15 protein-coding genes are annotated in these 16,765 nt (G+C 71.5%); 7 read left to right on the plus strand and 8 right to left on the minus strand.

Going from position 1 to position 16,765, the window contains the following annotated elements; translation table 11 throughout:
• Nucleotides 1–21: 21 nt before the first annotated feature.
• The 3 genes from OG990_RS02555 to OG990_RS02565 form a co-directional block, all read right to left on the minus strand.
• Nucleotides 22–1,848: a long-chain fatty acid--CoA ligase gene (locus OG990_RS02555; protein ID WP_328418851.1), complete on the minus strand. Its 1,827-nt coding sequence runs from the start codon at nt 1,846–1,848 to the stop codon at nt 22–24.
• Between the two features lie 138 nt (nt 1,849–1,986).
• A complete protein-coding gene (locus OG990_RS02560; RefSeq protein ID WP_406078874.1) occupies nt 1,987–2,934 on the minus strand; it encodes a terpene synthase in 948 nt (315 codons plus the stop codon).
• Between the two features lie 127 nt (nt 2,935–3,061).
• A complete protein-coding gene (locus OG990_RS02565; RefSeq protein ID WP_355605093.1) occupies nt 3,062–3,691 on the minus strand; it encodes a TIGR03085 family metal-binding protein in 630 nt (209 codons plus the stop codon).
• A gap of 174 nt (nt 3,692–3,865) precedes the next feature.
• Between OG990_RS02565 and OG990_RS02570 the strand changes: the two genes are divergently transcribed.
• From OG990_RS02570 to OG990_RS02595, 6 genes are all read left to right on the plus strand, one after another.
• Nucleotides 3,866–5,752 (plus strand): ABC transporter ATP-binding protein, encoded by a 1,887-nt coding sequence (locus tag OG990_RS02570; RefSeq protein WP_406078875.1) that lies wholly within the window; start codon nt 3,866–3,868, stop codon nt 5,750–5,752.
• 55 nt (nt 5,753–5,807) lie between these two features.
• A complete protein-coding gene (locus OG990_RS02575) occupies nt 5,808–7,589 on the plus strand; it encodes an ABC transporter ATP-binding protein (RefSeq protein ID WP_355605099.1) in 1,782 nt (593 codons plus the stop codon).
• Nucleotides 7,590–7,686: 97 nt separating this feature from the next.
• Nucleotides 7,687–8,436, plus strand: coding sequence for a DUF2470 domain-containing protein (locus tag OG990_RS02580; protein ID WP_355605102.1), 750 nt, complete (start codon nt 7,687–7,689; stop codon nt 8,434–8,436).
• 226 nt (nt 8,437–8,662) lie between these two features.
• Nucleotides 8,663–9,325, plus strand: a complete 663-nt coding sequence (locus tag OG990_RS02585) for a GNAT family N-acetyltransferase (protein ID WP_328418845.1) — start codon at nt 8,663–8,665, stop codon at nt 9,323–9,325.
• A gap of 33 nt (nt 9,326–9,358) precedes the next feature.
• The gene (sigJ, locus tag OG990_RS02590) at nt 9,359–10,303 is read left to right on the plus strand and encodes an RNA polymerase sigma factor SigJ (protein WP_406078876.1); all 945 of its coding nucleotides are present in this window, start codon (nt 9,359–9,361) and stop codon (nt 10,301–10,303) included.
• Nucleotides 10,304–10,399: 96 nt separating this feature from the next.
• Nucleotides 10,400–11,596, plus strand: a complete 1,197-nt coding sequence (locus tag OG990_RS02595; RefSeq protein ID WP_406078877.1) for an NAD(P)/FAD-dependent oxidoreductase — start codon at nt 10,400–10,402, stop codon at nt 11,594–11,596.
• Here the strand turns inward: OG990_RS02595 and OG990_RS02600 are convergent.
• From OG990_RS02600 to OG990_RS02620, 5 genes are all read right to left on the minus strand, one after another.
• Nucleotides 11,593–12,585 carry an IS481 family transposase gene (locus OG990_RS02600; RefSeq protein ID WP_406078878.1) on the minus strand — a complete coding sequence of 331 codons (993 nt, stop codon included), beginning with the start codon at nt 12,583–12,585 and terminating at the stop codon, nt 11,593–11,595. The genes OG990_RS02595 and OG990_RS02600 overlap by 4 nt on opposite strands.
• A gap of 121 nt (nt 12,586–12,706) precedes the next feature.
• Nucleotides 12,707–13,798, minus strand: a complete 1,092-nt coding sequence (locus OG990_RS02605) for an IS630 family transposase (RefSeq protein WP_406078879.1) — start codon at nt 13,796–13,798, stop codon at nt 12,707–12,709.
• A 93-nt stretch (nt 13,799–13,891) separates the two neighbouring features.
• A complete protein-coding gene (locus OG990_RS02610) occupies nt 13,892–14,488 on the minus strand; it encodes a TetR family transcriptional regulator (RefSeq protein WP_328418841.1) in 597 nt (198 codons plus the stop codon).
• 70 nt (nt 14,489–14,558) lie between these two features.
• Nucleotides 14,559–15,314, minus strand: coding sequence for an ABC transporter permease (locus OG990_RS02615; RefSeq protein WP_328418840.1), 756 nt, complete (start codon nt 15,312–15,314; stop codon nt 14,559–14,561).
• Nucleotides 15,311–16,057 (minus strand): ABC transporter ATP-binding protein, encoded by a 747-nt coding sequence (locus OG990_RS02620; RefSeq protein WP_328418839.1) that lies wholly within the window; start codon nt 16,055–16,057, stop codon nt 15,311–15,313. The genes OG990_RS02615 and OG990_RS02620 overlap by 4 nt, the downstream gene beginning before the upstream one ends.
• Nucleotides 16,058–16,166: 109 nt before the next feature.
• Between OG990_RS02620 and OG990_RS02625 the strand changes: the two genes are divergently transcribed.
• Entirely contained in the window at nt 16,167–16,559 is a 393-nt protein-coding gene (locus OG990_RS02625; protein WP_355605117.1) for a MerR family transcriptional regulator, read from the plus strand.
• The last annotated feature ends 206 nt before the right edge of the window (nt 16,560–16,765 follow it).

The following is a 16,765-nucleotide window of genomic DNA, read 5'->3' on the forward strand; positions in this document are numbered from 1 at the left end:
GCGAGGCCACCGACGGTCGGCTCAGAGCTCGGCGAGGGTGCCGGCGTACATCTTGTCGATCTCGGCGGCGAAGTTGCTCTCCACACCGCGGCGCTTGATCTTCAACGACGGGGTGATCTCGCCGTGTTCGATGGTCAGGTCGCGCGGCAGGATCGCCACCTTCTTGATCGTCTCCCAGCGGTTGAGCTTGGCGTTGAGCTGGGCGACGTACTCCTCGACCATCGCCTGGGCCTCCGGCGAGGAGACGATGGCGGAGTAGTCGCGGCCCTCCAGGGGGCCGCCAGCGACCCAGCCCTGGATCGCATCCGGGTCCAGGGTGACCAGCATCGTGCAGAAGTTGCGGGCCTGCCCGACGACGATCGCCTGCGAGGTGTACGGGCAGATCGCCTTGAACATCCCCTCGATGTGCGAGGGCGCGATGTACTTGCCGCCCGAGGTCTTGACCAGGTCCTTCTTCCGGTCGGTGATCCGCAGGTAGCCCTGCTCGTCGAGGCTGCCGATGTCACCGGTGCGGAAGAAGCCGTCCTCGGTGAAGGCGGCGGCGGTCTCCTCCGGCAGGTTGTGGTAGCCGCGCATCACCGGCCGGCCACGGACCAGGATCTCCCCGTCGGTGTCGATCCGGCACTCCAGGTCGCCCATCGCCCGTCCCACCGTGCCGATCTGCAACCCCGAGGGCGGGTTGACGAAGTTGCCGGCGCTGGTCTCGGTCAGGCCGTAGCCCTCGGAGATCGGCAGGTTGGCGGCGGCGAAGAAGGTGGCGATCTCCGGGCTGAGCGGAGCGGCACCGGAGACCAGTACGCGCATCCGACCGCCCAGGCGGGCCTGGAGCTTGCTGAACACCAGCTTCTCGGCCACCCCGTAGCGCAGCTTCAGCCCGGCCGGCACCGGCTTGCCGGCCTGCTCCAGGGCCACCTTCGCCTTGCCGACCCGGACGCCCCAGGCGAAGATCTTCGCCTTCGCGCCGCCGCCGCCCTGCGCGGTGGTCACCGCCTTGTTGTAGACCTTCTCGAACACCCGGGGAGCGCCGCACATCAGCGTCGGTCGGATCACCGAGAGCAGGTCGACCAGCTTCTCCACCCGTCCGTCCACATAGGTGGGCAGGCCGACGTGGATGGCGCCGCAGAGCAGCGTCTTGCCGAACGAGTGGGCCAGCGGCAGCCACAGGTACTGCAGGTCGTCGTCGCGCAGCAGCCCGACCTCGGCCTGCGCCACGGCCTCCCAGCACCAGCCGCCGTGCAGCAGCTCGACGCCCTTGGGCTGACCGGTGGTGCCGGAGGTGTAGATCAGGGTGGCCAGGTGCTCCGGGCCGATGCCGGCCACCAGCATGTCGATCAGATCCGGCTCGGCGGCCAGTGCACGGGTGCCCCGCTCCTCCAGGTCGGCGAGCGTGAGCTGGGGGATCGCGGCGGCCTCGTCGGCGACGCCGTCGAGCAGCACCACGTGGGTCAGCGCGGGCAGGTCGGCGCCGGCGATCTTGGCGGCCTGGGCCGGGTTCTCCGCGAACAGCACCTTCGAACCGGAGTCGGCGATGATGTAGGTCGCGTCCGTCGGCTCGGTGGTCGGGTAGACGGTGGTGGTCGCCCCGCCGGCGCACATGATGCCGAGGTCGGCGATCACCCACTCCAGCCGGGTGTTGGCGAGGATCGCGACCGGATCCTCCTGGCCGACGCCCAGGCCGTGCAGGCCGGCGGCGACCGCCTTGGCGCGTTGGCCGACCTGGTCCCAGGTCAGCCAGACGGGACCCGAATTGTCGGGGTTGGGGGAGGCGAACGCGTGCCGGTCGGGGGTGGCCGCCACGCGCTTGAGGAACATGTCCGGGATGGAGCGGTACGGGACATCGAGAGCCATCGCTGTAGCCGCCTTCGGGGGTGGTGGCGTGACGGTCGTCACGTCAAAGTGGTTACCGAAGGGTATTGCCTGTCACCGGACATCGGCTAGCCCCGGTGATCGTCCGGGGGTGCCATCCCACCAACCGGTACGGCCAGATCAGGCGTACCGGGCGGCCACGAGTGACCAGTCGTAGGTGGCCCGGACCCAGTTGCGCCGGGCGGCGAGCGCGGGGCGCAACCCGTCGTCCCCGCCGGCCAGCAGCGCTTCCTCCACGGTCAGGTACGCCGCCAGCCCTCGGTTGAACCGGTCCGCCGCCGCCCGCAGGGCGTCCGCCTCGTCCGTGCCGCTCTCCTGGGCGATCACCGTCACCAGGTTGTGCGCGTCCGGGTCGACCTGGGTCTCCTTGCCGTAGGAGAAGAGGTCGTTGCACCAGCAGACCAGGTCGACCGCCAGCAGGTCCAGGGTGAGCAGTGCCGGATCGGCGCGTCGGGCCGACCCGGGCGGCTCCTTCGACGCGAGGTCGGTCAGGGTGAGGCAGGGGTGCACGCCGCCGATGTGTCGGCGCAGTTGGACGTACTCCGCCACCTCGGGCACCCGCCGGCGCTCCCGGTTGGCCGCCTCCCAGAGCAGCGCCAGCAGGTACTCCCTCAACTGGCTGACGAACCGCAGCAGCAGTGCCGGGTGGCCCAGCGCCCGGGCGCGGCGGCACAGGTCGTGCAGCGCGTCACCCAGCGGCCCAACGGCGGACGGCACGATGTCCGGGTCACCGCACCGGTCCAGCACGTCGAGCAGGGTGCCGATCGCCGGTGCCAGCCGGCTCGGGTCGGCGCCGAGGCCGTCCTCGTCGCAGGCGTCGTCCATCACGAAGAGCCAGGAGATCAGGTCGGTGAGCAGCCGTAACCCGTCCACCGGCCCGTCCGGGCAGGCCCGGCCGGCCAGGCCGGCGGCATCCGCCCGTTGCAGCCGGTGAACTCGGTGTCCGGAATCGACCAGCCCGAACACGCGCGCCCACTCGACGCTCTCGCTCGCCACCCGATCCGTGGCCTCATGGCGCCCCGCCGGGAAGGGGGGCTCCTCCAGCGCCGAGATTGCGAAACTCCGCATGGTCCGCCCCCACTCGTGCCGCCCCGGCGCGGAACGGCGCGGTGAAGCGTACGGGAGTAGGGATCGGTCAGGATCGTTGGGTGCGGGTCGTTCCGTACCGGGAAAGTGACCGATCAGGCACAGAAAGTTACATGCCCAGGCTGGCGTTACGCAGCTGCTGCGCGGAGGAGGCCGGGCCGTCCAACTGGACGCGGGCCACCCGTTGCCGGCCGGAGAGGAACAGGGCCAGCTCGGCCGGGGCGCCGACCACCCGCAGCGGCTCACCGCCGCGGCCGACCGAGATTTCGCCGTGCCCGGGCGCCTGCACGTACAGGTCCGCAGGGAAGCGGCGCAGCGCCAGCCGGGCCATCGGGGCGGCCCGCTTCCAGAGCGCGGCCTGCAGGCCGGGCGACAGCTCGCGCGGCAGCCATCCCGAGCCGGCCCGCCGCACGTCCTCGTGATGGATGAAGAACTCCAGCGTGTTGGCCAGTTCGTCGGTCACCGGGTTGCTGACCGGGCTCCACACCGGCGGCCGGCGCACCTGCGCCACCAGCTCGGGATAGGGCTGGGCGGCGAGCCGGAGACGGACCCGTTCGGCGTACCCACGCAGCGGCGCCAGCACGAGGCCGCTGGCCGCGTCCGGGCGGCGATCCCGCAGCACCAGGTGCGCGGCGAGGTCGCGGGTGGCCCAGCCCTCGTTGATCGTCGGAGCGTCCGGCCCGAGGGCCAGCATGAGGTCGGCCAGCGCTTGGCGCTCGGCTCGGGCATACCGCGGCATGGCCCCGATGGTAGGCCCGGGGGCCCGTGAGCGCGCGCCGGCGGATCTCGGGTCGACGTCGAGCCGGTCCCGCCGTCCGGTACGTGACGGTCGACATATCCGGTCCGAGTCGGCAGGGGTGGTCCGGACCGGTAAGGATGAGGGAGATAATTGCGGCTTACGGCGGGGGAGAGCGTGGCGAGTAAGACAAGTCGGGATGTGCTCGGCCGGGGGCTGGGGGTTCTCCGGCAGGCGATCCGGGAGCAGCCACGGATCTTCACGGTGGCGGTGGTCGGCAGCGTGCTGTTCGGCGCGATGGTCATCGTCAGCGCGTACGTGGTCGGCGGGGTCGTCGGCGACGTGGTGGTACCGGCCATCGCCCGCGGCGAGGTGGCCACCGGCACCCTGGCGCTGGCCGCGGTCGCGCTGTTCGGGATCAGCGTGCTGCGGGTGGTGGGGATCTTCGGCCGCCGACTCGGCGCCGGCTATATGCAGTACCGCCTCCAGGCGGCCTACCGCCGCCGCGTCACCCGCCGCTACCTGGACCTGCCGCTGTCCTGGCACCACCGCAACGCCACCGGCACGCTGCTCTCCAACGCCAACTCCGACGTGGAGGCTGCCTGGTACCCGATCGCGCCGCTGCCCTTCGCGGTCGGCACGCTGGTGATGCTGGTCGGCGCGATCGTCTCGCTGTTCGCCACCGACTGGGCGTTGGCCCTGGTCGGCCTCGCGGTCTTCCCCGCGCTGTTCGCGCTCAACGTGGTCTACTCCCGCCGGATGGCGCCCCGGCAGGCCCGGGCTCAGCGGCTGCGCGCCGAGGTCAGCGGGATCGCCCACGAGAGCTTCGACGGTGCCCTGGTGGTCAAGACGATGGGCCGCGAGGCGCAGGAGACCGCCCGGTTCGCCGGTCGGGCCGGTGAGCTGCGTGACGCGTTGATCGCGGTCGGCCGGCTGCGCGGCGTCTTCGACCCGCTGCTGGAGACGCTGCCCAGCCTCGGCACCCTGGCCGTGCTGGTGGTCGGGGCGTTCCGGCTGCGGCAGGGCGCGATCAGCGTCACGGAGCTGGTCAGCGTAGCCTTCCTCTTCACCGTGCTGGCCTTCCCGGTGCGGGCCATCGGCTGGGTGCTGGCCGAGCTGCCGCGCAGCGTCGCCGGCTGGGACCGGGTCCGCCGGGTCCTCGACGCGACCGGCGAGATGCCGTACGGGCGGGTGGTTCTCGACCCGGCCACCCCGGGCCCGGCCGCCCTCACCTTCACCGACGTGCACTTCTCCTACCCGCCCGCCGAGGCGCACCAGTCCGGTGCGCAGGTGCTCGGAGAGGTCGGCTTCACGGTGCCCGCCGGGCGGACGGTGGCTCTGGTCGGCCCGACCGGCGCCGGCAAGTCCACCATCGCCTCGCTGGCGGTGCGACTGGTCGACCCGGACGCCGGCACCGTCGAGCTGGACGGGGTGGACGTGCGCGAGCTGACCGCCGCGTCGCTCGCCGGCACGGTGGCCCTGGTCGCCCAGGTGCCGTTCGTCTTCGACGACACGGTCCGGGCCAACATCGCCCTCGACCGGCCGGGCATCGACGACGAGGACGTCTGGGCGGCGCTGCGGCTCGCCGAGGCGGACGGGTTCGTGGCGGCGCTGCCCGACGGGCTGGACACCATGGTCGGCGAGCGGGGCACCTCGCTCTCCGGCGGCCAGCGGCAGCGGCTCACCCTGGCCCGCGCGATGGCCGGCCGGCCGCGCCTGCTGGTGCTCGACGACGCGACCAGCGCCGTGGACCCCCGGGTGGAGGCGGCCATCCTGGCCGGGCTGCGCTCGTCGGCGTCCCAGCCGGGAGTGCCGGCCGCGTCGATCCTGGTGGTGGCGTACCGCCGGGCCACCATCGCGATGGCCGACGAGGTCATCTACGTGGAGCAGGGACGGGTGGTGGCCCGGGGTACGCACACCGAGCTGCTGGCCACCGTGCCCGGCTACGCCGACCTGGTGACCGCCTACGAGCAGGCGGAGGTCGAGCGCGCGCAGGAGCGCTCATACGAGGACGAAGAGGTCGCCCCGCTGCCGTCGGGCCTGGAGATCGAGGTGGACCGGTGAGCGCGAGGAGTGCAGCGAAGCGGAGCCCCGCAGTCGCGAACGAAAGGTTGGCCCGGTGAGCGCGCAGACTGATGAGCGGGCAGAGCGGGTGGAGACGACCTGGCAGACCCTGCGCCGGGGGTTGGCGCTCTCGCCGGAGCTGCGGACCGGGCTGGCCGGCACGCTGGCCCTGGCGCTGGTCTACATGGTCGGCCGGGTGGCCGTACCGGTCGCCGTGCAGCAGGGCATCGACCGCGGCATCGTCGGTGGCCTGAACCTGGACGTGGTCTGGTCGGTGGCGGTGATCACCGCGGCGATCCTCGCGGTCACCACGCTCTGCGGCTACCTGATGATGCGCCGGCTGTTCACCGTCAGCGAGACGGCGCTGGCCAACGTGCGGACCCGGGCGTTCCGGCACGTGCACGACCTGTCGATGCTGCACCAGCAGTCGGAGCGGCGCGGCTCGCTGGTCTCCCGGGTGACCAGCGACGTCGACCAGATCACCCAGTTCCTCCAGTGGGGTGGGGTGATCCTGCTGGTCAACCTCGGCCAGTTGGTGGTCACCACGATCGTCATGCTCGCGTACTCCTGGCAGTTGACCCTGGTGGTGCTGGTGGCGTTCCTGCCGGCGGTGTTCATCATCCGGCAGTTGCAGCGCCGCCTCGGCGCGGCGTACGCGACGGTGCGTCAGCGCACCGGCACGCTGCTCGGCGCGATCGGCGAGAGCGTGGTGGGTGCGCCGGTGATCCGGTCGTACGGCATCGCGGGCCGGACCGCGCGGCGGCTGGACGACGCCATCGACAGTCAGCGCCTGGCGCAGCAGCGGGCGATCCGGATCAGCATCGTGGGCAGCTCGGTCGGTGAGCTGGCGGCTGGGGTGGCGCTGGCCGGCGTGGTGGTGCTCGGGGTGACGCTGGGGGTGGACGGCACGTTGTCGATCGGCCAGCTGACCGCGTTCCTCTTCCTGGTGACGCTCTTCATCCAGCCGGTGCAGATCGCCACCGAGGTGCTCAACGAGGCGCAGAACGCGATCGCGGGCTGGCGTCGGGTGCTGGACGTGCTGGATGTCGCTCCGGACGTGGCTGACCCGGGGGAGCAGGGGCGGGACCTGCCGGGCGGGCCGCTGGACATCCGGTTCGCCGGGGTGCGGTTCGCCTATCCCGGTGGCCCGCCGGTGTTGCAGGACATCGACCTGGAGATCCCGGCGAAGAGTCGGGTGGCGGTGGTCGGCGAGACCGGCAGCGGCAAGACCACGTTCGCCAAGCTGCTCACCCGGCTGATGGATCCGTCGGCGGGCGCGGTGCTGCTGTCCGGGGTTCCGCTGGCGGAGGTCCGGTTCGACTCGCTGCGTTCGCGAGTGGTGATGGTGCCGCAGGACGGGTTCCTGTTCGACGCGACAGTGGGGGACAATGTCCGGTTCGCCCGGCCGGAGCTGACCGACGAGCAGCTCGGCGCCGCCTTCACCGAGCTGGGCCTGGCGGACTGGCTGGACGGCTTGCCGGCTGGCCTGAACACTCCGGTCGGCGAGCGCGGGGAGGCGCTCAGCGTGGGGGAGCGGCAGTTGGTCGCGCTGGCCCGGGCGTACGTGGCCGATCCGGACCTGCTGGTGCTGGACGAGGCGACCAGCGCGGTCGACCCGGCGACGGAGGTGCGGTTGCAACGCACCCTGGACGCGGTGACCCGGGGCCGGACCACCCTGGCGATCGCGCACCGGCTCTCCACGGCGCAGGCCGCCGACGAGGTGATCGTGGTGGACCGGGGGCGGATCGTGCAGCGCGGCCCGCACGACGAACTGGTTCGCGACCCCGATTCGATCTACGGCCTGCTGTACGCCTCGTGGCTGGAGCAGACCCGGTAACGGACCGGCGTCCACCTGCGCCGAGACGGTGGACGCCGTCGGCCGCGTGCTTTACGCTCCGGTTAGGTAAGCCTAACCTCTGAAGGAGGTCGCGCCCATGCGGCCCAGCCCCGCCGAGATCGTTCGTACCCTCGTCGCCGGCCGGCTGCCCGGTCTCGTCCATCTGGCCCATCGGCCGGGCCCGCACCACGCCCGGCACGTGACCGATCCGGACGGCCGGGTGCTGCTCCTGGTGCCGGTGGCCAGTCACCTGGCCGCCGCGCTGCGACCGGTCGCCGGGGGTGGCGATGTGGCGGTGGTCCTCGACGTGCTCGACCTGCCGCCCGCGGCCGGCGCCCCGGGCCTGGGCCGTGCGTGGGTCTCGGGCTGGGCCGCCGAGCTGCACGGCGCGGAGGCCCGCAGCGCGGCGGTCGACTTCGCCGTGGTGGACCCGACAGGCGACCTGCTCGACCTGGGCGTCCGGTTCCGGCTGTTCCGCTTCGAGGTGGTCGAGGTTCGCTGGGAGCGTGCCGGTGTCGTGCAGCGGATCGACCCGGGGGAGTACGCCGAGGCCGAGCCGGACCCGGTGCACCCGGTCGAGGCGCGGCTGCTGGCCGACCTCGCCGAGCGCGACGCTTCGCAGGTGACCGAGTACCTGCGCCGGCAGCTCGGGCTGACCGAGCAGACGCCCGACGGGCCGCCTCGGGTGGTGCGCATCGACCGCTACGGGCTGGTGGTCATCCTCGGCCGCCCCGGCGCCCGGCGGCGGGTCCGGCTGGCCTTCCCGGGCCCGGTGGCCGACCCGGACGAGCTGGCCGGCCTGCTGCCGTCGCTGCGCCTCCCGGCTGAGGCCCGCCCGCCGTACTGAGCCCGGCAGGCACTGGAAGTGGCCGGAGAGCGGCCCCGGGCGCGGGCCATCTGAGCATCACCGCGTTCACACTCGGCCTCGGCCCCTTGCCGCAATCGGCACGGCCACCGTGCCTACGGTGGCGTCTGCCACGGTTGCGTACTCAGCGACGATGACACGTGCGGGTCGATGACCGCGTCGTGGCCATCAGCGACCGGCTCGGGAAGCATCGGGAGGAGCCAACGGCATGGGCCAGACACTGGCGGAGATTCTGGACGCGGCGGCTGGCGGGCGGTTCCCACCGCCAGACGGTGGCACGACTGTGATCCCGCAACCCAACCGACGAGATGCCGGGGTGATCGCTTTCACCGCGCACTCAGTGGTGTTCACCGACGAAGATCCGCATTGGGTGCACACCATCGTGGCCGACCTCGCCTGTGACGAGCTGGCAGCCACGATGAACCCACGCTTCCTCACCGCGTTGCTCGATCGCACCGGCCGATCCACCGACACCATCGACCTGCTGACAGTGGCGACATCACTGCCTGGAGAGCCACCAGTACGGCTGCGCGAAATAGCCGACCCGGACCACCCCCGGGTGGTTAGAGCACGTCTGCGTCGGGACGACGTGCGCGTCTGGGCCGCCGACGGCGGGCTCGTCATCCTCGGTCGAGGGGTAGCGGGCCGCTGGGAGACTGCGATCGAGGTGGACCAGCAGGCACGCCACCAAGGGCTGGGCCGCGCGTTGGCCGTTGCCGCCCGCCACCTCGTACCGGCCGGAGAACCGGTCTGGTCGCAGCAGGCCGCGGGCAACGCGCGCAGCATCCGCGCGTTCCACGCTGCCGGCTTCCGACCGGTCGGCGCCGAGGCGCTGCTCCTACCCACCGTCATGCGGAAGCGGCGTGCGTAACCGTCTGCCACCGACTCGCCTAGGATCGGAGCCATGCCCATGGCCTCGGACGACGTCGACCGGTTCGTGGGCTCCCGGCATCGTCTGGAGGCCATCGCGTACCGGCTTCTCGGCTCCGCCACGGAGGCCGAGGACGCCGTGCAGGAGACGTTCCTACGCTGGCAGGCCGCCGATGTCGCACGTATCGAGGTGCCTGAAGCCTGGCTGACCAAGGTGCTCACCAACCTGTGCCTCAACCAGCTCACCTCCGCGCGGGCGCGGCGCGAGACCTATGTGGGCCAGTGGCTTCCCGAGCCGCTGCTCGCCGGGGACCCGATGCTCGGCCCGGCCGACACCGCCGAGCAGCGCGAATCGGTCTCGTACGCGGTCCTCACCCTCATGGAGCGCTTGTCCCCCAGGGAGCGGGCCGTGTACGTGCTGCGGGAAGCCTTCGACTACCCGCACCGGGAGATCGCCGAGATCCTCGACATCACCGAGACCGCCTGCCAGCAGATCCTCCATCGCGCGAAGAAGCACGTCGCGGACGGCAAGACCCGTACCGAGATTGACGGGGTTGCCGCCCGGCGGATCGTCGAGGAGTTCCTGGCTGCCGCCACCAGCGGCCAGACCGGGCCGCTCGTGCGGCTGCTCACCGCGGACGCGATCTCGATCGGCGACGGCGGCGGGAAGGTTCCGGCTCGCGCCAAGGCGTTCGAGGGAGCCCACGCGGTCGCGCGGTTCCTGTGGGGACTGTTCAAACCCGCCGCCGCCAAGCGGGCGGTGGTCGGCGGCTCGCCCGGTGTCTACGCCTGGACCGCCAACGGTGATCCCGCCGCCGTGGCCGTCGTGGACGGCCGGGTCGTCGGCGTCATGTGCCTGCAGGTCACCGCCGAGGGCGTCGCCGCCGTCCGTAGCCAGGTCAACCCCGACAAGCTGGAGCGCGCGACCGAGCGGTTCGCGGCCTCTGACCACGGACGACCGCTGTTCGAGGCGTTCTGACCCTCGTGTGAGGTGCTTCACATCACGCTCCTGCCTGTCAGTAAACGGCGGACCGCCCGGTTCAAGTGGCGAATCTCGTCAGACAGGAGCACGGACATGCAGCACCGCATCGTCGTCATCGGCGCCGGATACGCCGGGGCCATCGCCGCCGGGCGCCTCGCCAAGCGGCTCCACCGCGAGGAGGTCGCCATCACCCTCGTCAACGCCGAGCCCGACTTCGTCGAGCGCGTCCGCCTGCACCAGCTCGCCACCGGCCAGACCCTCAAGCCCCGGCCCTTCGGTGAGATGTTCGCGGGCACCGGTGTCGAATTCAGGGTGGCGAGGGTCACCGGCGTCGACGTCGATCGCAAGACCGTCGGCGTCATCGACGCGAACGGCGCCGGGCAACTCGCCTACGACACGCTCGTCTACGCCCTCGGCAGCGGCTGGAACGCTCAGGGCGTCCCCGGGACCGCCGAGCACGCGTACGAGATCGCCAGCCGCCCCGGAGCGCTCCGGCTGCGCGAGCGCCTGGCCGGCCTCGACGCCGGACAGACCGTGGTCGTCGTCGGCGGCGGACTCACCGGCTTGGAGGCCGCGACCGAGATCGCTGAGGCCCGCCCGGACCTCGACGTCGCCCTCGCCGCCCGCGGAGGCCTCGGCGACTGGCTTTCGCCCAAGGGCCGCGGTCACCTGCGGCAGGTCTTCGGCAAACTCGGGATCACCGTGCACGAACATGCCGCCGTCACCGGCGTCGAAGCCGGCCACGTCACCACCGCCGACGGAAAGGCCATCCCGGCCTCGGTCACCGTGTGGACCACCGGTTTCGCGGTCCACCCGATCGCGAAGGAGACCTCCCTGGAGGTCACCAGCACCGGTCAGATCGTGGTCGACGGGACCATGCGCTCGGTCTCGCACCCGGACGTCTACGCCATCGGTGACGCGGCCTTCGCGATCGGCGCAGGAAACAAGCCGCTCCGGATGTCGTGCGCTTCGGGCACGCCGATGGCGTGGCAGGCTGCCGACTCGATCGCGGCGCGGCTGACCGGCGGGAAGCTCCCGAACGCGCCGCTCCGCTACTTCAACCAGTGCATCTCGCTCGGCCGCAGGGAGGGCGTGATCCAGTACGTCACCGCCGACGACCGCGCCGTGTCGGCGGCCCTGACCGGACGGCTCGCCGCCGTCTACAAGGAGCTGATCTGCAAGGGCGCCGCCTGGGGTGTCGCCAACCCGGCGCTCGGGCTGCCAACCCGGCGCCGCCGGGTCACGCGGGAGCGAGTCACGGCGGGCCCGGCCGTCAAGGAGCTGGCCTAGGTGTACTGACCCGAGAGGTTGGGGACGCGGCTGGTGGGTGGTAGGCCGCCGAGTGCGGTGTGTCCGCGGTGGTGATTGTAGGTGTGCAGCCAGGCGGGCAGGGCTTCACGGCGTTCGGTTTCGGTGCGGTAGGGGCGTGCGTAGGCCCATTCGTCGAGCATGGTGCGGTTGTAGCGTTCGACTTTCCCGTTGGTCTGGGGCCGGTAGGGCCGCGTGCGTTTGTGGCTGATCCCGGCTGTGGTGAGGGTGTCGCGCCAGAGCTGGGATCGGTAACAGGAGCCGTTGTCGGTCAGCACTCGTGTGACGGTGATGCCCTGGGCGGTGAACCAGGTGTGGGGGCGTGACCAGAAGGCGGTGGCGGTTTCCTTGGTCTCGTCGGGCAGGATTTCGGTATAGGCCAGGCGGGAGTGGTCGTCCACGGCGTTGTGCAGGTAGTGGTAGCCGAGCCGGGGCTCGCCACGTCGCACGCGGGTGACGCCGGGCATGGCCGAGCGGTTGCGGGTGCCGGCATGGCGTCCGAGCACGCGGTGGCCGCCGCCGTCAGGGATGTTGCCCAGTTTCTTGATGTCGACGTGCACCAGGTCACCGGGGTGTTCGTGCTCGTAGCGGCGGATCACCCGGCCGGTGGCCCGGTCGAGGTGGGTGAGCCGGGCGAGGCGGTAGCGGGTCAGGACCCGGTGCACGGTGGCCGGGTTCAGCCCGAGCAGGAACGCGATGCGGGCCGGACCCCACCGGCGCAGGGTCCGGACCTTGACGACACGCCGTTCGGTGCGTTGCGAGGTCCGGGCCGGGCTGTGGTGCGGGCGTGAGGAACGGTCGGTCATACCCGCCGGCCCGTCGGTGCGATATCGATCGGCCCAGCGTTTCGCGGTGGTGGGTGAGACCTGGAAACGTTCCGCGGCCCGGCGTAGTGGCCACCGTTCCTCGACCACGCAGCGGGCCAGGCGCAGCCTGCCAGTCTCGGACAACGGTGCATTACGGTGGGGCATGAGGGCCTCCGCAGGTTCGGGGTAGGACGTCGCAATCCACACCGAACCCGAAGGCCCTCACCTATTTCAAGATCTACCCGTCACCAACGTCTGTGGTCAGTGCACCTAGGCTAGTGCCTCGTCATGCAGCCTTGAACGGGTAATCCGGGTGGCGGATCTTGGAGTTGGTGGCATATCCGGTTTTTGGTCGGGCGTGCTGGTTGCGCCATCGGATGTAGTCGCCGATGGCGGCGTCCTGCTCGGCGTGGGTCCGGTGGTCGGTGCCGTTGAGCGCGAAGTACCGCACGGCGGCGAACTCGGCTTCGATCCAGTTCAGCCAGGACGCGTAGGTCGGCAGGAACACCAGCTCGACCTGGTTGGCTTCGCACCAGGCGCGGACCTCGGGGTGCTTGTGCGGGGAGAAGTTGTCCAGGATGACGTGCAGCGTCTGGTCGGGCCAGCGGCGGCGCAGGGTCTTGAGGAAGCTGAGGAACTCGCGCCACCGTTTGCGGTCGCGGATGCGGTAATGCAGCCGGCCGGTGGCCAGGTCCAGGGCGGCGATCATGTGCCGGACCCCTTGGTCGCGGGTGTAGGTGGCCCGCAGCCGCACCGGCTCGCCCTGCGGTCGCCAGGCCCGGCCGGGACGGGGTTGCAGGTTCAACGGCCCGAACTCGTCGACGCAGATCACGCGCCCGTCGGCAGGTGGATGGTCGTAGAGGTCCAACACGCGGCGCATCTTCGTAGTGAAGTCGGGGTCGGTGCTGGCCTTCCACGTCTTCGTGGCCTGCCAGGACACCCCGCGCTCGTGCAGGATCCGCCGGACGGTCTCCACGCTGATCGTGCTCACGCGGCCGGTGTCGATCAGGTAGTCGCGCAGCTTGGCAAGTGACCAGCAGGAGAACGGCCGGCCGAGGAAGCGGGGGTCGCACCGGGCGATGACGCAGATCCAGTCCCGGGTCTGCTCATCGATCCGTCTCGGTGCGCCCCCGCTCCATTTTGGGTCCAGCGCGTCGAACCCCCGCTCGTTGAACGCGTGGATCACGTCCCGCACGTAGTCCTCGGTCACCTTGAGCAGGTGGGCGATGTCCGGCGCCGGCTGCCCCTGGGCGGACATCAGCACCACGATCGCCCGTCGCAGCTTCACCGGATCCTTCGCCGTCCGACCGATGCGCTGCAACCGCTGCCCCTCGGCCATCGAAACCTGCCGGACGAACACCTCCGCGCGTCTACCCACTGGCCACCACCTCCCAAGAATCGTTGGGAGACAGCCTGCCCGACACGTCCTCAGAACCGACGGATTACACGATCAACGTTCAAAGACGAGGCACTAGGTCGGCAGCGGCCCGGTCAGGTACCGCTGCAGGGTTGGGCCGATGGCCACGGCCAGCGTCTCCGGGTCGGCCGACGCCACCGGCTCCAACCGGATCACGTGCCGCATCATGGCCAACCCGATCAGCTGGGTGGCGACCAGCGAACCGCGCAGCGGCAGCTCGACCAGGTCGACGTCGAGCTGGTCGAGCACCCGGCGCAGCACCTGCGTGGTGATGAACTCGCGTAGCAGCTTCGCGGTCCACTCGTTGCTCACCGCGGAGCGCAGCAGCGCCACCCCGGCGGTGCCGGCCGGGGAGTCCCAGACGCCGAGGAAGGTGCGGACCAGCCGCTCGCCGATGCCGTCCTGGCCGCCCGCGAGCACCTTCGGCACCACCTCTCCCGGGTCGACCGGAAAGTTCATCGCCGCGAGGAAGAGCTGGTCCTTGCTGCCGAAGTAGTGGTGCACCAGCGCCGGATCCACCCCGGCGGTGCCGGCGATGGCGCGGATCGAGGCCGCGTCGAAGCCCCGCTCGGAGAACGCCGTCCGCGCCGCGTCGAGGATCGCCTCCCGGGTGTCCGGGTTGCCGGGTCGTCGGCCGGTCCGCCGCGTCATCGTCGCCCCTCGTCTCGTCCGCCTGGCGCCGCCGGGGCCCTTCGCCCCGGCGGTCGTCGGCCGCGATCGGTCAGCCGCTGCGCCGGCGTAGGGTGGCTGCCGCGAGCACCAGCGCCAGCACCACCGCGCCGAGCACCACCGCCACGTCCCGCCACATCCTGCCGGTCGGCTCGGCGTTGGCGCCGACCTCCTGCAACGCCTCGATGGCGTACGAGAGGGGGAAGGCGTCGCTGAGCGCCTGGAGCCAGCCGGCCATCTGGTCGCGGGCCACGAACAGCCCGCAGAGCAGCAGTTGGGGGACCACCACGACCGGCAGGAACTGTACGGCCTGGAACTCGGTGCGGGCGAAGGCACTGCAGAACAGCCCGAGGGCCACACCGAGCACCGCGTCGATCACCGCGATCCCGATCACCAGCCCGCTGCTGCCGGCGGTGTCCAGGTCGAAGATCCAGTACGCCACCCCGGCGGCGACCGCGGCCTGCACGGCGGCGGCCAGCCCGAACGCGATGCCGTAGCCGAAGAGCAGGTCGAGCTTGCCCAGCGGGGTGGTGAGCAGCCGCTCCAGGGTGCCCGAGGTGCGCTCGCGGAGCATGGCGATGCTGGTCACCAGGAACATGATCACGAAGGGGAAGATGCCGAGCATCACCAGTGCGATCCGGTCGAACGCCGACGGTTGGCCGGGCGGGCTCGGCTGGTCGGCGTACATGAAGTAGACCAGGGTGAGCAGCACGGACGGCACCACCACGAGCAGCGCGATGGTGCGCCGGTCGTGCCGGAGCTGACGCAGGATGCGGCCGGTCGTGGCCACCAGGATCCGCGGGTTCATGACACTCCTCCGGTTCGTGAGCCGGTAGAGCTCGTCGCCCCGGCCCGGATCAGCCGCAGGAACGCCTCGTCGAGGTCGTCCACGCCGGCGGCGGCGCGGATCGCGGCGGGGCTGTCGTCGGCGATCAGCCGCCCCTCCCGGATCAGCAGCAGCCGGTCGCAGCGGGCCGCCTCGTCCATCACGTGGCTGGACACCAGCAGGGTGGTGCCGGCCGCGGCCATCGCGTGGAACCGGGCCCACAGATCGGCCCGCAGCACCGGGTCCTGACCGACGGTCGGCTCGTCGAGGATGACCAGCTCCGGCTCACCGACCAGGGCACAGGCCAGGGAGGCCCGGCTGCGCTGGCCGCCGGAGAGGGTGCCGACCAGTTGGTTGGCCGCCTGTGCCAGCCCGACGTCGCTGATCGCCCGGTCGGCCTCGGCGCGCCCCCGCCGGTGCAGGGCCGCGAAGTACCGGGCGTTCTCCCGCACGGTCAGGTCGGCGTAGACGCTCGGCGCCTGGGTGAGGTAGCCCACCTGGTGCCGCAGTGCGGGCGAGCCGGCCGGTTGGCCCAGCACGGTGACCGTTCCGCTGGTGACCACCTGCACCCCGACCACCGCGCGCATGAACGTCGTCTTGCCGCTGCCGCTGGGGCCCAGCAGCCCGGTGACGGCACCGCGCGCGACCGCGCAGCTGATGCCGTCCAGCACCCGTCGCCCGCCCCGGTCGACCACCAGGTCGCGGACCGCTATCGCGTCGTCCATCGCGCACCTCCCGCGGAACTCATCAACTGTTGAACTCAACGCTAGATGAGATACCCGCGTTCACGCAACGGTTGACTTCGAGTGCACTCGAGCTGGAAGCCTGGGTGGCGTGGACGTCAGCACCAGAGAAATGACCCTGACCGTCGGTGAGGCCGCCGAACGGGTCGGCCTCACCACCTACACGCTGCGCTGGTACGAGCAGGAGGGGCTGGTCGCGCCGGTCGGCCGGGACGCCGCCGGGCGTCGCCGATACACCGCCGGCGATGTCAGCTGGTTGTTCCTGCTCACCCGGCTGCGCCGCACCGGGATGCCGGTGCGCGACATGCGTCGCTACGCCGAGCTGGCCCGACAGGGCGACCGCACCCTCGGTGCCCGGCGGGCGCTGTTCGAGGCGCACCGGGCCCGGGTGCTGAGCCGGATGGCCGAGCTGGAGGAGGACCTCACCGTGCTCAACCACAAGATCGACGCCTACCGTCGCGCCGAGCTGGAGAACGGGCAGTAGCCTTCGGACCGGACACCAGGTCCGGCAACGGGCATTGCGCGCCGATCGGGCGTACGGCACGATGGCGCGGTGGGTCACCCTCCGTTACCGGACAGCGGGTTTCTCGAGGACTGGGCCGCGCGGTTGCGGCAGGCCGCCGAGCGGCCGGTCGTCGGCATCCTGCTGCGCGGCAGTCACGCCCGGCGCGCCGCCACCGCGCACAGCGA

Source organism: Micromonospora sp. NBC_00858 (assembly GCF_045207365.1).
Classification (GTDB): domain Bacteria; phylum Actinomycetota; class Actinomycetes; order Mycobacteriales; family Micromonosporaceae; genus Micromonospora.